This window comes from Oculatella sp. FACHB-28, from assembly GCF_014696015.1.
GTDB lineage: Bacteria > Cyanobacteriota > Cyanobacteriia > Elainellales > Elainellaceae > JAAUTN01.
Window position 1 is genome coordinate 12,989 of sequence record NZ_JACJPJ010000054.1, and the last position, 16,347, is coordinate 29,335.

At 51.2% G+C, this 16,347-nt stretch carries 13 protein-coding genes; 8 read left to right on the forward strand and 5 right to left on the reverse strand.

Annotation, left to right across the window (positions count from 1 at the left end; translation table 11 throughout):
• Nucleotides 1–143: 143 nt before the first annotated feature.
• The 3 genes from H6F88_RS10860 (at nt 144) to H6F88_RS10870 (ending at nt 2,721) form a co-directional block, all read left to right on the forward strand.
• The gene (locus H6F88_RS10860; RefSeq protein WP_190642771.1) at nt 144–932 is read left to right on the forward strand and encodes a DUF928 domain-containing protein; all 789 of its coding nucleotides are present in this window, start codon (nt 144–146) and stop codon (nt 930–932) included.
• A gap of 115 nt (nt 933–1,047) precedes the next feature.
• The gene (locus tag H6F88_RS10865) at nt 1,048–1,809 is read left to right on the forward strand and encodes a DUF928 domain-containing protein (RefSeq protein WP_190642772.1); all 762 of its coding nucleotides are present in this window, start codon (nt 1,048–1,050) and stop codon (nt 1,807–1,809) included.
• A gap of 30 nt (nt 1,810–1,839) precedes the next feature.
• Nucleotides 1,840–2,721, forward strand: a complete 882-nt coding sequence (locus H6F88_RS10870; RefSeq protein ID WP_190642773.1) for a DUF928 domain-containing protein — start codon at nt 1,840–1,842, stop codon at nt 2,719–2,721.
• On the opposite strand, the gene H6F88_RS10875 is transcribed toward H6F88_RS10870, so the two are convergent.
• Nucleotides 2,704–3,471 (reverse strand): YebC/PmpR family DNA-binding transcriptional regulator, encoded by a 768-nt coding sequence (locus H6F88_RS10875; protein WP_190642774.1) that lies wholly within the window; start codon nt 3,469–3,471, stop codon nt 2,704–2,706. The two genes, H6F88_RS10870 and H6F88_RS10875, sit on opposite strands and share 18 nt — an antisense overlap.
• 754 nt (nt 3,472–4,225) lie before the next feature.
• Here H6F88_RS10875 and H6F88_RS10880 point away from each other — a divergent pair.
• The 5 genes from H6F88_RS10880 (at nt 4,226) to H6F88_RS10900 (ending at nt 11,947) form a co-directional block, all read left to right on the forward strand.
• The gene (locus tag H6F88_RS10880; RefSeq protein ID WP_190642775.1) at nt 4,226–4,531 is read left to right on the forward strand and encodes a WGxxGxxG family protein; all 306 of its coding nucleotides are present in this window, start codon (nt 4,226–4,228) and stop codon (nt 4,529–4,531) included.
• Nucleotides 4,532–4,670: 139 nt separating this feature from the next.
• Entirely contained in the window at nt 4,671–4,955 is a 285-nt protein-coding gene (locus H6F88_RS10885; protein ID WP_199318551.1) for a WGxxGxxG family protein, read from the forward strand.
• A 139-nt stretch (nt 4,956–5,094) separates the two neighbouring features.
• Entirely contained in the window at nt 5,095–8,685 is a 3,591-nt protein-coding gene (locus tag H6F88_RS10890; protein WP_190642777.1) for a CHAT domain-containing protein, read from the forward strand.
• A 128-nt stretch (nt 8,686–8,813) separates the two neighbouring features.
• Nucleotides 8,814–10,934 carry a protein kinase gene (locus tag H6F88_RS10895; protein ID WP_190642778.1) on the forward strand — a complete coding sequence of 707 codons (2,121 nt, stop codon included), beginning with the start codon at nt 8,814–8,816 and terminating at the stop codon, nt 10,932–10,934.
• 74 nt (nt 10,935–11,008) lie between these two features.
• Nucleotides 11,009–11,947, forward strand: a complete 939-nt coding sequence (locus H6F88_RS10900) for a COP23 domain-containing protein (protein ID WP_190642779.1) — start codon at nt 11,009–11,011, stop codon at nt 11,945–11,947.
• Between the two features lie 6 nt (nt 11,948–11,953).
• Here the strand turns inward: H6F88_RS10900 and H6F88_RS10905 are convergent, their stop codons facing one another.
• The 4 genes from H6F88_RS10905 to H6F88_RS10920 form a co-directional block, all read right to left on the reverse strand.
• A complete protein-coding gene (locus H6F88_RS10905) occupies nt 11,954–12,595 on the reverse strand; it encodes a hypothetical protein (RefSeq protein WP_190642780.1) in 642 nt (213 codons plus the stop codon).
• Between the two features lie 183 nt (nt 12,596–12,778).
• A complete protein-coding gene (locus H6F88_RS10910) occupies nt 12,779–14,389 on the reverse strand; it encodes an NAD(P)H-quinone oxidoreductase subunit 4 (protein ID WP_277882160.1) in 1,611 nt (536 codons plus the stop codon).
• 601 nt (nt 14,390–14,990) lie between these two features.
• Entirely contained in the window at nt 14,991–15,539 is a 549-nt protein-coding gene (locus H6F88_RS10915) for a GNAT family N-acetyltransferase (protein ID WP_199313771.1), read from the reverse strand.
• Between the two features lie 264 nt (nt 15,540–15,803).
• On the reverse strand, nt 15,804–16,280 hold the full coding sequence (locus tag H6F88_RS10920; protein ID WP_190642781.1) for a phycobilisome protein: 477 nt from the start codon (nt 16,278–16,280) through the stop codon (nt 15,804–15,806).
• Nucleotides 16,281–16,347: the final 67 nt, after the last annotated feature.

A 16,347-nucleotide genomic window follows, 5' to 3' on the forward strand; every position in this document is an offset into this window, starting at 1 on the left:
CGTCTCCAAGTTGTAGCCCCAACTTTATCAACTGGGAGTGTGAATCAACTCTGTGGCGATCGCTTCAGTCATTATCAATCTTTATTTTTCGAACAAACCATCTGCATCAAACGATCCCTGTGTGTTCATAGGATGGAATTAGCATGTACCGATTAAATCTGAATTCTAAAATTCGTCCAATCTTCGTCACGATTTGTTGTGCTTTTTCACTCGGCTTAGTAGTGGGAGGATTTCCTTTGATGGCGATCGCCCAGGAATACAACCCTCCAGATGTGGGTTTACCAGGACGGCGAGAAGGAGGGGGTACCCGCGGCTGCTGGAATGAGTTAGCGGTAGCCAACCCAACCCAATCCTCCTCCCAGTCATCGGTAGAAGAATTGCCTACTGCTCTGACTCCGGCTGAAAATTTTGGCTACACCACTTCAGAACGCCCTACTTTTTTCTTCTACATTCCTCAGCTTTACGCCGAGAAAGCCGTAGCAGCCGACTTTATGCTTTTGGATGAGCAAGGTAACGAAGTCTACAGCACCACCTTTCAACCAAGTCACAGCGCTAATGTGGTTAGCGTCACGCTGCCTGCTGATAGCGCGTCTGCTCTGGAACCTGGCAAACCATATCAGTGGAGCTTTGGCTTAACCTGCAACTTAGGCGATCGTTCTGGCGATCGCGTCATGGACGGCTGGATTCAGCGCGTTGAACCTACCGCTGCCCTAGAAACTGCCCTGGCAAATGCCACTCCAGCAGAACTTCCTGCCCTCTATGCCCAGTCAGGCATCTGGTATGACGCATTCGCCAGCCTGGTTGCGCTGCACACTACACCCACCAGCCAAACTTTTACAACTCAGTGGTCAACTCTACTCAACTCGGTTGGACTCAATCACATCGCTGAAGCTGCCTTTGCTCAGTGCTGCACTACTGCCCAGAGCGAATAAACTCGCTAGCATTGCCAGTGGCTCTATCCATGCGCACTCAATGCATTCTGCCGACTTGATCAAGACTGCTCAAAACACCGATAAGCCAACAAAACCGTTCTGAGAAGTAAGAGTCATGCATCGCCCCCTTTTTTTGCTTAACCGTTTCCCTGTTTCTCTCATGCTGGCGGTAGGAATATGGCTGGCTGCCCTGCCCACAGTGACCCTAGCTCAAGAGTACATTCCTCCTCAGCGTGGCTTGCCCGGTCGTCGCGAAGGAGGGGGCACTCGTGGAGATTGCCTCAGCAGCAGCCAGCGTCTGACAGCTCTCATGCCTGACACTAACTTTGGTAAAACGATTGCGGAGTATCCAACTTTTTTTTGGTACATTCCTGATGTGCAGCCCGAAGCAGCGGAGTTTGTGCTGTTAGATGAGAACGACAATGAGCTATATCGCACTCGGTTTCAGGTAACGGGTGCATCAGGGGTGATTAGCCTGAGCCTGCCTGAAAATGCCGGGATGCCACCCCTAGAAGTCGGGAAGGACTATCACTGGTACTTCTCCCTAATTTGTGACGATGTCGATCGATCAGGTGATCCTTATACTGAGGGCTGGATTCAACGGGTTGAGCCAGAAGCAGCTCTGCTGGCTCGGTTAGAAACAGCCTCGCTCCGCGATCGCCCCACTATCTATGCGTCCGCTGGCATCTGGCACGATGCGCTTACATCCCTCGCCGAGCTGCGTCGCGCCAATCCTCAAAACGCCAGTTTCATGAGAGGCTGGAGAACTCTGCTTGACTCGGTGGAGCTAGCAAAAGTGGCAGATCAGCCATTCGTCCCCTGCTGTGAGCAGGTCAGCAGCCAGCCTGTCAGCAGCAATCTGGGCATTAGCCCCTAACCCTCTACAGTTCCTTATTCGGTGTTCCCTATGCACTGCGATCGCCCTCGACTTATTCGCATTGCGGCTTACCTGACGACATTAGGGCTATTGCTCAATAGCGGTTTGCCGTCAGCCTTGGCGCAGCAGTACGTTCCACCAGAGCGGGGGTTACCTCAGCGTTTAGGGGATGGCGGCACACGGGCAGGAGACTTCGGGAGTCCGTCTGGGACAGACGCACCCCCAACCGACCAGCCCGGTTTTGAACTGGAGAGCCCATCTGCTCGACCTGCACCTGGAGGATATACCCCACCTGCACCAGGGTTGCCGGGTCGGCGTGAGGCAGGTGGTACAAGGGGCAGCGGTAACTGCATCGATCACTCACAACTGGATGACTCGCAACTGGTTGCCTTAATGCCAATGGACAACTACGGAAGAACGCTGTCGGGCTATCCGACGCTGTTCTGGCGGGTTCCCTCAAATCAAGCAGAGGCAATAGAGCTGGTCTTGTTTGACGAGGCAGACAACGAGATTTATCGCACTATATTGCAGATTACCGGTGAAGCGGGAATTGTTAGCCTAGCGTTACCCGCCCATGCTGGAATGCCGCCCTTAGAAGTGGATGCGCTATACCGCTGGTCTTTCTCTTTGATTTGCGATTCAGCCGATCGCTCAGCCGACCTCTACACCGAAGGCTGGCTTCATCGAGTTGAGCCTGCCCCTGATCTGGCAGCTGAAATCGAGGCAGCAGCAGAGAGCGATCGCCCCTCCATTTATGCTGCTGCCGGACTCTGGCATGATGCTCTGTCTGCGATCGCCGAGCAGCGCCGCACCAATCCTGAAGACGAAGCAGCGGCAGCCCGTTGGCGCAATTTATTGGAATCAGTCGGGCTAGGGGCTGTTGCTGATGAACCGTTAGACCATGCTGACTGACATGAGTTCATCTGCCATATCAAAGTTAGCGTTGACAGACTGCACGTCATCCAGGTCTTCTAGCGCATCCATTAGTTTGAGCAGCGATCGCGCCTGGTCAGAGTCAGTCACTTCTACGGAATTTTGCGGAATCCAGCGCAGTTCGGTCTGCTGAATTTTGTAGCCTTTTTCCTGTAAAACTTGGCTCAGGGTTTCCAGGTTGATGGGTTCCGTGAAGACCTCAGCCCCCGCTGCTTCATCGACCTCAACCAGTTCGTAAGATTCTGCTCCGCCTTCCAGCGATGCTTCTAGCAACTCATCCTCATCAATTTCCCCAATCAGGGTGACAACGCCCTTCTGTTCAAACATCCAGCCGACACAGCCCGTTTCTCCCAAGTTGCCGCCTACTTTGTTAAAGGCGGCCCTGAGGTCGGCGGCAGTGCGGTTGCGGTTGTCGGTAAATGCTTCGATCAAGACAGCTACGCCACCCGGCCCATACCCCTCATAGCGAATTGCCTCCAGCGCATCTGCATCTGCGCCTAGCTTGCCGGAGCCTTTAGCGATCGCCCGTTCGATATTGTCATTGGGAATTCCAGCCGCTTTTGCTTTCTCAATTGCCGTGCGAAGCTGAGAATTACCATCAGGGTCAGGCACTCCGCTCCGGGCTGCCACAATAATCTCCCGCGAGATCTTGGCAAAGGTTTTGCCCTTCACCGCATCTACTCTGGCTTTTTGCCGCTTAATATTTGCCCACTTACTGTGTCCTGCCATGCGCTAATCAGTTCATGCTGTGAGATAACGTCCAAACCTAGAATAGTAAACCTGCTGCGTGTGTGTCAGATTGCGCCCTATCTACCGCAGTAGTAGAACTCAAGGCTCGCTCGCTTGCTATACGTTTTAGTTGCACTCATGGGGCTGATTCCTGACCGCCGCATCGAAAAAACTCTAATTTCATAGAGGCTGCCAAAGCTATATTTCTCCTATTCTTGGTTCCACTTACAACCGATTTGAGGCTGCTGTAAGAATCTATAGAATTCGTAGATTAGTCCGCAACCAAAGAATGTTTAGAAATGTGTATTTTCTGAGAATATCTGTTTTTATGTCTTTTCAAAGTCTTAACCCAAAGCTTCCTATTTCTAGAACAGAACCCCAGTATTTCTAATATTTCTAAATTCGTTTCTCATTTTTATTTAAAGCCAAAACTTCAGTGAATCAAAGGTTTCGGCTTTTTGAATGTACAAGAATTGGAATTAAGTCGATTGATTCTTCTAAGGCTGATTCTATTGAAAAGGTTGGAATAGATTCGTCTCTGCTAATCCTCTATCTCTGCAGGATGACTAGGCTTGATCCGGGTTTATCGCTCTAGGTTGATTCAAGTCTTGAAGACAAACGAATACTGTAGAGACATGGTTGTTGAATAGCTAAAACAAACGATTTAACAAGCCGTCAACAACTGATTGAACACGTGCAGTCGTTGCACTGCCAGATCTCCTTAACAAATGAGAATTAGCGAGGATACTTAACTATGAAACTTTCCAATTTCGCCAAATTGGCTGGAGCCAGTGCACTAGGACTGAGCCTGACTGTGTTGTCTGTAGGTGCGCCTAGCTTTGCGCAAGATGCTCCTGCGGTTGATGGCACCACAACAACCACTGAGACGGAAGTGGAAGGCACTGAGACGGAAGTGGAAGGCGATCGCGACTTTGACTGGGGTTGGCTGGGTCTGTTGGGTCTGATCGGCTTGGCTGGTTTGGCTCGCAAAGATGATGATCACACTACCCGTTACCGCGAACCTGACGAAGTAAGCCGGACTTCTTCTACACGCTACTAATCCAGATTAGGCGGTAAGAATTGGACTGATAAGAGAATAAGGGTCTTAGAACATTCCTAAGACCCGCCGCCATCAGGACAGTTGAAAATTTTTTTGATAGAAATTTGCACTCTAAATGAAGGAAGTGAATATGAAAAGCATGGACTTTTCTAAGATTATGAAAGCTGGTATCTTAGCAGCCAGCCTAGTTCTAGTGCCCGTTGTCCCATCTGCGCTCGCTCAAACCGAATCAAACAACCCCACTCTAGACACCACTCCTTTGCAAGAGAGTAGTGATGACGCAAACAACTGGGGCTGGTTGGGTTTACTCGGATTGATTGGTGTAGCAAATCTGTTCCGCAAACGCAAGACCACTGAAGTTTATCGAGAGCCAGATGTCGCAAGTGGTACAACTGGTACAACTGGTACTGGATATCGCGAGTAGACGTATCGCTCTCAAGCTCAAAATCCTCCCAACTTGAGCTTGGGACTGTAACCGAATTAAGTTTTGATATCGCCAGCTCTGATCTTAATCAGGGCTGGCGTATTTTGTAGTAACGGTTACTCAGCTTTCAGGCACCGCTATGATTTCTTCTACGCCGGGTGTTTCGCTGTCTTCTGGTCAGGAACATACACGGGGTGGTGCGATCGCCTTTCCTCTCCCCTCTGTTGCTTTTGCCGTAGGAACGTTTGGTGTAGGAACGCTGCTCATTGTCGGCACAGTGGCTACCCCAGCCGCAGCTCAGTCTATTGTGCCTGCCAATGACGGGACGGGAACTCGCGTTAGGATTGATGGCGATCGCTACATTATTCGCGGCGGGCAGCTTTCAGAAGATGGTGCCAATTTATTCCAGAGCTTTGAGCGGTTTGGGCTAAGCCCCAATGAAATTGCCCTATTTCGCTCTGACCCAACGATTCAAAACATCCTGGCACGGGTGGTGGGCGGCGATCCTTCTTTAATCAACGGCTTGCTTCAGGTCACGGGTGGCGACTCAAACCTGTATCTGATGAATCCTGCTGGAATCCTATTTGGGGCCAATGCACGGTTGGATGTACCTGCCTCGTTTACCGCCACAACCGCCAACGCAATTGGGTTTGAGCAAGGCTGGTTTAACGGCTCAGGGGCAAATGATTACACCAGTTTGACTGGTGCGCCAACTCAGTTTGCTTTCACCATGACGGAACCGGGGGCGATCGCCAATGCAGGTAACCTCAGTGTTTCTGAAGGGCATTCCCTGACGCTACTAGGTGGCACCGTTACTAATACAGGAGAACTTGCTGCACCTGCGGGACAAATTGCCCTAACCGCAGTTTCTGGCGCAAATCGGGTACGGCTGAGCCAAGCAGGTCATTTGCTTAGCGTCGAAATCGAACCTGTTACAGCTAATCCTCAGTCTGGTGAACCTACCTCATGGACGCTGCCAACTGCTTCGCTACCAGAACTGCTCACGGGTGGAAGTGCCAGCAATGCAACTGGGTTGCGGCTCAATCGCAATGGTGAAGTTGAGCTAGTTGGCTCTGGTATTCAAATTCCCAATCAGGCAGGAGTGGCGATCGCCTCCGGTAGCCTAGACGTTTCCTCAACTGCTCCCGGTCAACCTGGCGGCACGGTTCAAGTCCTGGGCGATGTCGTCGGACTGATAGAAGCCAACGTAGATGCTTCTGGCAGTGGCGGTGGCACCGTACTGATCGGCGGCGACTATCAGGGGCAGGGCAGCATCCCTACTGCCTCACGCACTCTGATTGATCGTGACTCTGTGATCAACGCCAATGCCGAGGAGAGCGAAAATGGTGGTCGAGTCATCGTTTGGGCAAATGATACCGCTGCATTTCACGGCAGCATCAGCGCTCAGGGGGGAGATTCGGGCGATGGTGGCTTTGTTGAGGTGTCGGGTCACGAAAACCTGATTTTTAGAGGTACTGTCAACACCAGCGCGGCTAATGGGCAAGTCGGCACTTTGCTGCTCGACCCGTTAAACATCATAATTGTGGCAGGCAATGGCGCTGACGATGATGCTCAACTGCTGGGTGATAGCGTAGTCCTAGCGGGTGATGGCAATCCCAATGAATCATTCACCATTTCTGAAACAGCAATAGAAAATGCAGCCGCCTCTGGCAATCTTCAGCTAGAAGCAACCAATGACATTACGATCGAGTCGCTTTCAGACGGTGTTCTTACCCTGTTCAGCCTTGGCACCTTTGAATTGGGCACGATTCAGTTTCGAGCAGATGCCGATGGAGATGGCGTAGGCACCTTCGCCATGAACTTGAATGATACGCTCGATACGAATAGCAGTGACTTAGTCATTTCCGGTGCAAACCTGCTGCTTGGCAATATCGATACCTCCAGCGGCGGCGATGGCGGCGACGTGACGCTGAATGCAGTCCGTGCGATTCGGGTGAATACAATTAACGCTCAAGGCTTTGAGGGAACAGGCGGAACGGTAAACATTACCGCAGGGCGGCTGTTTCGGGTGCTGGATAGTTTTAGCGATCGCAATGAAATCAACGCCAGCATTTCCACGTCAGGCTTAGGGGGGGGTGGCTCTATCAGCATTCAGCACGATGGCGGTAGGACCGAAACTCCTTTCACCATCGGCACTGCTAACCCTACCAATGGCACTGCGGGTGCCATTACCACAGGCGAATCAACCTTAACTGCCGCCAATTCACCTATCATTGGCACCGAATTCGTGCTGGGTAACATCCAAGTACTCACTTCTGAACCCACTCCCACTCCGACTCCAACTCCCACGCCCACCCCGACTCCCACTCCGACTCCAACCCCCACGCCCACGCCCACCCCGACTCCAACCCCTACGCCCACGCCCACTCCTCCACCCTTTAACGAAGAGGAACTCCTTCCCCGCAACCCTCCCAACCCAACACCAGAAATTGTCAGCCGATCGCCCGTTACTATTGATACGGCGATCGCCCCTCTGGAAGAAAACTTTACCCAGGAGTTTGAAAACTACTTGGGATTGGAAAATACTCGAATTCGGTCGCTCGACGAAGCAAAAGAAATTTTGCAGGAGATTGAAGACGCAACGGGAGCCAAACCTGCGTTTATCTATGTCAGTTTTGTGCCTGAGTCGCTGAGTTTGTTGCCTGGGAACTATACCCCTCAAGACAGCGACCAGCTGGAACTAGTAGTGATTACCAAAACAGGACTAACGCGCAGACGAGTCCCAGAAGCCACTCGTGCTCAAGTTTTAGCTGCTGCCCAGACATTTCGTGGGGAAGTGACCAACCCTCGCCGTACCCGCAGCACCAGCTATCTAACATCGGCTCAACAGCTTTATCAGTGGCTTGTTGTCCCTATTCAGCCCGCTTTGCAGGCTCAGGAAATCAACAATCTGGTGTTTTTGCCAGATGTAGGATTGCGATCGCTCCCCTTTTCCGCCCTGCACAACGGTGAGCAATTCCTGATCGAACAGTACAGCGTCGGTTTAATGCCTAGTCTGAGCCTGACCGATACTCGCTATGTCGATATTAAAGATGCTCAAATGCTGGCAATGGGCGTTTCTGAGAGCACCCAGGGGCAAACCCCATTGCCTGCTGTGCCCGTCGAGCTTTCCACCGTTGTGCTAAACCTCTGGCGCGGCAGAATCTTTCTCAACGACAACGCTACGATCGCTAACCTGCAACAAATCCGCACCGAGCAGCCCTTTGGCATCATTCACATGGCAACCCATGCCGACTTTGTAGGTGGTCTAGTCAACGACTCCTACATTCAGCTTTGGAATGACAAGCTGCGAATGGATCAGGTGCGGCAGCTTGGCTGGAATGACCCCGCTGTAGAAATGCTGGTGCTGAGTGCTTGCCGGACTGCCCTGGGAGATGAACAGGCAGAACTGGGTTTTGCCGGACTAGCCGTTCAAACAGGAGTAAAAACTGCGGTTGCAAGTCTCTGGTATGTCAGTGATGCTGGAACAGCCGCTTTGATGACAGGCTTCTATCAATCGCTAAGCACTGCTCCCATTAAGGCAGAAGCCCTACGGCAAGCACAAATTGCGATGGCGCGAGGTGAGGTGTATCTGGAAGATGGACAGTTGCGTGGACTGGAGGGAATTGAAGGGTTAAACCTTCCGTCTGCCAGCCTGGATATTAGCAGTCGTGAGCTGTCGCATCCCTACTATTGGGCGGCGTTTACGATGATTGGTAATCCTTGGTGAATCACTATTGCTGCTTTAGGGTGCCGTTGCTGCCAAATCCTTATGGAAAATTCATCGAGCAGCTTGTATTTATGTCTGGGGACAGATTTGCTTCGTGCTAATTTGATAGACAAAAACACTGAATTTTTATGCTGGGTCAAGTTGTTGGAAGTCGCTACAGGATCTTTAAGCACCTGGGGGGCGGTAGCTTTGGTCAAACTTACCTGGCAGAAGATGCGTATATCCCCGAAGATAACCTTTGCGTCGTCAAGCAGCTTAAGCCGCAGTTCACTGACCCGCTAACGCTACAGGTTGCCCGACGGCTGTTTGAATCCGAAGCAAAAATTTTGCACAAACTGGGTAATCATGGTCAAATTCCTAGGCTTTTAGCCCATTTTGAAGAAAAGCAAGACTTCTACCTAGTTCAGGAGTTCATCGAAGGGCATGATCTGAGCCGTGAACTGCTGCTGGGCAAGCGCTGGTCAGAGGTAGACGCAATCAAGCTGGTGTGGGACATCCTCGAAGTCCTGAGCTTTGTCCATCAGCATCAGGTCATTCACCGCGACCTCAAGCCCTCCAACATTCGGCGGCGGCAGCGCGATGGCAAGCTGGTGCTAATCGACTTTGGTGCAGTCAAGCAAATCAGCACTCAGGTCGTAACTTCCCAAGGCAAGACCATGCTAACGGTTGCGGTAGGCACAATGGGCTACGCGCCCAACGAACTGCTTAGCGGTAAACCTCGTCTATGTAGCGACATTTACGCCGTTGGCATGATGGGCATTCAGGCATTGACCGGAATGTATCCAACTGAGTTGCGAGACGACCCAACAACAGGCGAACTCGTTTGGAGAGACGGAATTAACGTCAGTCCTGAATTTAGTCAAATTTTGGATGGTATGGTCTGTTATGACTTCCGCCAGCGCTACCAGACTACGCAAGAAGTGATGCGGGCACTGGAGCCACTGATGGCATCCACCGAATCTCAACGTGTCGCTCCCTCGCTTGTAACTCAGCCGCCTGAAATAATGACCGTTCCGACTGCTCCTGTCTCTCTGTCGGGACTTCCCCTTCCCCCAACGGAAGTTAATCTGCAACTGCCAACGCTTCCCGAACCAGACTCAGCTGCAGTTCCCGTAGCTGCTGCCAGCAGCGTTCCTGAGACTGAAGTGGTGTCTGTTGACCCTGCTTCTGCTCAGTCCTCCCCAAATCCCGTAGTACCCAGTTCCTCTGCACCAACGGTGCCCGTGACTGCGCCTCCTTCCGTACCCCCTGGTATGCAGGTTGAAGGGATGCTGGGTGCGTCGGTTCGGGCTGCCTCCTCATCTTCACCGCCAACCGTTCCCCTAACGGAGCCGCCTTCTCCTCCGGTGCAAGTGCCGCCGACTGTGGCTTCTCCCCCCTCTGAGGGTACGGTAGTGCAGTCTCCTCGCTTCCGTTGGAAGTTTCTAGGGGTGGGAGCAGGAGTGGCAGCGGCGATCGCCACTACCGTTGTTGGGTTGAATTACTACAACCAGTCTCAGCGCCAGTTTGCTCTGGATCAGATTACTTCCTTGAAGATGGAAGGAAACCACGAGGAATGCGTTCGCACTGCGATGGCGCTGTCTGGGGACGCACAGGCCCAACAGCTTTTGGGAGAGTGCCAGTTAGCACAGGCTCAGGCATTGGCAGCAAGCAATCGACTCAAAGATGCCATTCTTGCCGCCAGCGAAATTGCTGAAGGTCATTCTGCCCATGAGGAGTCTCAGAACCTTGTAGGTGAGTGGTCTGAGCGAATTCTAGAACTGGCAGCCGAGCAATATCAGGGTGGAAAGTTAGAAAACGCCGTAGCAATGGCGGGGGCAATTCCTGAAACTAGCTCAATCTATGAGCAGGCGCAGGCGCAAATTGTCTCCTGGAATCAGGAATGGGAAGCCGATGAGGGGTTGCTGAAAACTGCCCAAGAAGCGGTAGATCAGGGTGCATGGCAGGCGGCGATCGCCGAAACCGAAAAAATTACCAACGAATACTGGAAACAGCAAGCAGCTCCCCTCGTAGAAAAAGCCAACACCGAAATCTCAGCAGCCGAGCAAAGAGCCGCTGAGCGAAGGGCAGCCGAGCAAAGGGCGGCTGAGCAAAGAGCTGCTGAACAACGTCAATCCCAACCCCGCCAACGCCAAACCAGCCAGCGCCGCTCTCAAACGCAGCGTCAGCGTCCTGCGACCCAACCTCAACCTCAGCCCCAAGCTCCCACTTTCACCGATCCAGATTGCCCCAGTGGAGTTTGTCTGTAAATAGGCGAATTCGAGACGCCTCATTCTTAGCTTTTCCCCCTCATTCTTCACCTTTAGAACTAGAATAAATATCCATGAAATTAGCTAAATTCCTAGTTGCTTTACTGGTTGGCTCGGCTGCAACAATTTCCCTGCTGCCAGGGTTACGTCAGCCCGTTCAGGCACAAACAGGGTCAGGCTTTTACTGTGACGAAAGCCGTGAACCCCCGGTCATGGTTGCTGCCGGGAATGGGCAAGTTATTGACTTCATTACCTTTACGTCTGCCTGGGCACCCCCACCCTACACAGCTGAGGTGCGCTGCCAGGTCATTTCTGCCCGATTTCAACGAGTTTTTGTTAGAGATGGTGCATCTGCCTTCTCAAACGCAACTTTTGGCTACCTGAATAACGAGCCAGTCATGTGCCTTTCGAGAAACACGCAGGATCAACAGCGGGGCATCTGTGACCCCGAAAACATTCTGCTGACTTTTCAGAACGAACTCCAGGGCTGTTTGTTTATTCCCGCGTTTGAAGAAAATCTTTTTCGCCAAGGTGTCCAGGGCGACTCTAGCGGCATTACGAGAGAGCAGTGTAATCGCCAATTTTCTGCCCAAACACGACGCGGTGACAGCCAGGCTCGTCAAACGTTTCTCGCACTGAATCAACAGCAGGCACCCATCAGCACCATTCCCTACAACTCCACTACTACGGGAACAGGGAATTACCTTTTACAGGGGCAGGGTTCTTTAGTCGCGGGTGGACCAGTCCTTAGCGATGGCTCTCTGTTTAAAGAACACCTTCTCTCTGGTACAGCAGGTCAGACTGTCACCATCACGCTAGAGAGTAGTCAGTTTGATACCTATCTGATTTTGCTAGGGCCAAATGGCGATCGCGTTGCCGAAAACGACGACATCAGCTCAGACAACCTCAACTCTCAAATCACCGTCACGCTACCCACAACCGGAGTTTACCGAATTCTCGCCAACTCTTACGACGAAACGGGGCAGGGCAACTACACTTACACCGTGCGCTAACTCTCGCTATTGGGGGGTGGTGAAGCGCTCAAACGGGTTAGTTTGCCCAGTCAAACCACCCTGCCCAAACGAGTCAAGCAGAATGGCACAGTCGCTCTGAGGCAACTCCTCGGGCAAATCATCTGGGCTGACCAACCGTTGAGCATCAATCTCAGCCACTGGAAACTCGCAAATATAAGCTGCTAAAGGTTCTTGCTGCTGATTGTAAACTCTGGTGCTGTAGCCAAATTCTTGCGCAGCAGTACCCAGTTGGTTGATAAAGGTATAGCGCTCCAGGTAATTGTAAAGACTCCAGATTTGCTGATTGACAATCAGGTCTACTCGGCGCGTTTCGCCATTGCTGCCTGTGAAAGCAAACCAATTGTTCAGCAATTTGCCGCCAAACTGTTCGTCTGCCCACCACAGGCTAGGAAGAGTCAGGTCAGTTTGAGAAACGGTATCCGCAGTAATAACTGAACCGTCTGCTGGAACGGCTTCTGGCTGCAAAAATCGCAAGTCTGGCGGTGCAGTGTCCTGAATCAGGGAAAGGATGGTTTCTCGCTCAACTGCGATCGCCTTTAGCGGTAACCCTAAACTTAGAGCAACAGCTAGAACTAGGCAAGAAAGGGAGTGTGTCGATCGCCCAAAAAGTTGCAGTCGCATCATCATGCTTGAACGTCTTTCACTTCAAGTCTAACCGCGAGAATTCTGGATGTCTGCAAGGCTTTAATCAAACTGCTTCACAAGTCTTTAGAAAACCTTGCCCTTTAAAAGATAGAGTGAGCCGGACATATCCTAGATACGTCCGGCTCACTCTATCTCGTTTAACTGTCCTGCCTAAACTGCTAGGGACTATTCGGCCAAGCTAGCCAGTTCCTTCGTTTCAGCGCCCAAAATCGGCGGTGCGAAGAAGGGAGGCGTAAAGATGCGAATCGGCTGTTCAGCAATTAGCGGTAGCACGTTTCTTGCTTGCGTTGCGACTGCTACGGTCTTCACATCATAGGTTTGCGTTGCCAGCTTCGGGTAAACTCCGATCGCCACAATTGGGACGAGCAGGCAGAGCGCGATGAATGCTTCACGGGGTCTAGCATCGCTAAAGCTAAACTTAGCGGTTAGCTCGACATTCTCAGAACCGTAGAAGACTTCCCGCAGCATCGAGAGCAGGTAAATTGGTGAGAGAATCACACCCACCGCTGCCAGCAGCACAATCGCTGCCTTAAAGGTCGCACTGTAAGCATCGCTGGTGGTGAAGCCAAGGAATATCGTCAATTCACCCACAAAGCCACTCATTCCAGGAAGCGCTAGAGAGGCGAGAGAGCCAGCGGTAAAAAAGGCAAACACCAGTGGCATTTTCTTCGCCATGCCGCCCATCTTATCCATTGCCAGGGTATGAGTCCGCTCGTAGGTTACACCCGACAGGAAGAAGAGAGCCGCTGCAATCAAACCGTGCGACACCATTTGCAGCACTGCGCCACTGATGCCGAGCGTGGTGAAAGAGGCGATACCAATCAGGACAAACCCCATGTGAGCGATCGAGGAGTAGGCGAGTCTCTTCTTCAAGCTAGTCTGAGCAAAGGCAGTCAAAGAAGCGTAGATAATATTGACCACACCCAAAACGGCCAGCACTGGAGCGAAGTAGACATGGGCATTGGGCAGCATCTCAATATTGAAGCGAATCAACCCATAGCCAGCCATCTTCAACAGGACACCCGCCAAAATCATTGATGCTGGGGCAGGAGCTTCACTGTGAGCATCGGGCAACCAGGTGTGGAAGGGAAAAATCGGCAACTTCACACCGAAGGCGACCAGGAAGGCAGAGTAAATCAACAACTCAAAGGTTAGGGAGTAATCCTTCATCCCCAACTCAGAGATGTTGAGAGTGAAGTTATCTCCGTAGAAAGCCATCGCAAAGGCGGCTAGCAGAATAAACAGCGACCCAATTGCTGTGTAGAGAATGAACTTTGTCGCTGCATAGGAGCGTCTTTCACCACCCCAAATCGAGATCAGCAGGTAAACCGGAACCAATTCCAGTTCCCACATGATGAAGAAGAATAAGAGATCCTGAGCGACAAAAACGCCAATCTGAGCGCTATACATCGCCAGCATTAAGAAGAAAAACAGGCGTGGCTTGTGCTTCACCTGCCAGCCTGCCAGGATCGCCAGCGTCGTAATCAGACCCGTCAGGATAACCAGGGGCATCGACAGCCCATCTACTGCAACAGACCAGTTCAGCCCAATTTGAGGAAGCCAGCTATAGGTTTCAACCAGTTGATATTCTGGGTTGCGAAGGTCGTAATGCTGCCAGAAGGTGTAAATAATCAGCGCGAATTCTGTTAAGGCTGCTCCCAACGCATACCAGCGAACCACCTTGCCCTCTTGATCGGGCAGAAAGGGAATCGGCAGGGATGCTAGAAGGGGGAACAGAATCAGGACTGTTAACCAAGGAAATTCAGTACTCATCATGAGAGCCTACCCAAAAGTTCTAAGCGTGAAGGACATTCGGGTTGCAGAGTAGGCTTGCTACAGAGCAACACAGGCTCGATCTGTAAAGAAGCGCGTTTAGCTGAAGTGAGGAAGCGGGAAGAGAACAGGCGCTCCTGGATGAGATGGCTCTGCCCAAGACGACAGAGCAGATAGATGGCAGGTATCGCGAACCTATAAATCAAGAGGCTGTAACCTTGCAGGACTTCCACGAAGTTATCCTTGACAGATCGAGTCAACACTGGAAAATTAGATCCGGTAAGAACAATTACCTAGTCAATTACGATGATACCCCAGTTTTATTAAGCAAAGTAAAGTTCGGTACTAGTTTATTGCAGATTTTTAATGATTGTCACTAAAGATGTCACTCTATAAAGCCCGCGTAAAGCAAGCTTGAGGCAAAGAATACTCCCAAAAGTCTGGTAGCCTGGGGCATTAAGGTGGCTACCAGGTTCGCGACGTGAGGTTGCTGAGTGGTGAAAACTCTATAAAATTCCTATGCCCCTTTCTCCTAGTCGGATTAGCGATCGCCAACCAAACAATAGGAGCGTATCTGCCAGGGGCTTCGGTCCAACTAATATCTCTACGACTCTATAGAAGTGACGTACTGCTCTTGCTTAAAAGGTTGGAAGCCGCGCTTGAGGTAGTTGGGGAGAGCCGCAGGTGAATCTAAGGTGCAAGTGTGTAGCCAGACCCGATCGGGGTTCATACTCCAGGCTTGTTCAACTGCGTAGGTGAGTAAATGCTTGCCAAGTCCACGCCCGGTAAATTCTGGCAGTAGCCCAAAGTAGGCGATTTCGGTGGAGCGATCGGGGTGCTGTTTTAGCTCAAAAAATCCAGCAGGTGCGCCGTCACAATACAGTGCCCAGACGGATACACCAGCTTGATTTAGATGGGTAAGAATTTGCTCATTGCTCCAGGGGAGGCGATCGCACCAATAATACTCGCGTCCTACCTCTGTGTAGAAATAGCGATAAAAAGAAGCAGGACAGTCAACCACCCGTTCAATTCGCGCACGCTCAACAGAGTTCTGAAAATCCTCCTCAATCCTGGCAGGTTTCAGATCATCAGGATGAGTCATTTGCAGGTAGGTTCGCGTTACCTCAATGTTCTGTCTGGGCTGTTCGTCCAATTGCTTCTATCCCTACTTCACTTAGAAACTATCAGAACTTACATACTTTACCTGTATATACCAATTCCAAAAATTAGGGCTACAGATGGAAGGGCACTCCACTCCGCGAGTTGCCCTTCCATCTGTAGCCTCCTTTTAGAGAAACGTTATTAGTGAGTTATGCCTTGCCTAAAAATTAAACTTTAAAGAGCAAACCGGAAGCATAGCAAGGCTATACCTCCGGTTAAAAACTGATTTTTCTAAAACTGCTTAAAACTGCTGAAGTTAAGCCGTCACTCCCAGTGAGCGACGATTTAGTTCCAAGATAGGGCAGAAGAGGCTGGCTTGAATGGGAGTGAGGTGCTGTTTGACAACTTCTTGCATAATCCGGTAGGTCATGTCGCAGCTTCGTTGAGCGCCAAAAGCCCGCATGATGGTTTGCATCCAGACCAAGAGGCGATCGCGCAAGCTATCAGGGTCATTTAACAGCATGGCAATGGCTGAATAACGCAAAACGCGAATCGTGTCGCGCTTCCACTTGGCGCTGAGGTCTTCATTTCCGTTCTTCAGCAGCTCAGGGGCGATCGCCCGCATTCGCGCTTGCACCTGCTGGACAATGGATGCTTCTGCCGCCTGAAGCTTTTGATAGGTTTCAACTCTTAAATAGAAAGACTGGACATAGTCGCTGACAAACTGAAGTTCGTCGTCTGCAGCATACCGACCATCTACATTCAAGCTCAGGCGTTCCAGTTGACTCAACATTCCGGCTCACTCTCCAGTCGGTTAACTTTTATCAAGAATTCCCTAGCTTGAAATGTAAATAACAACT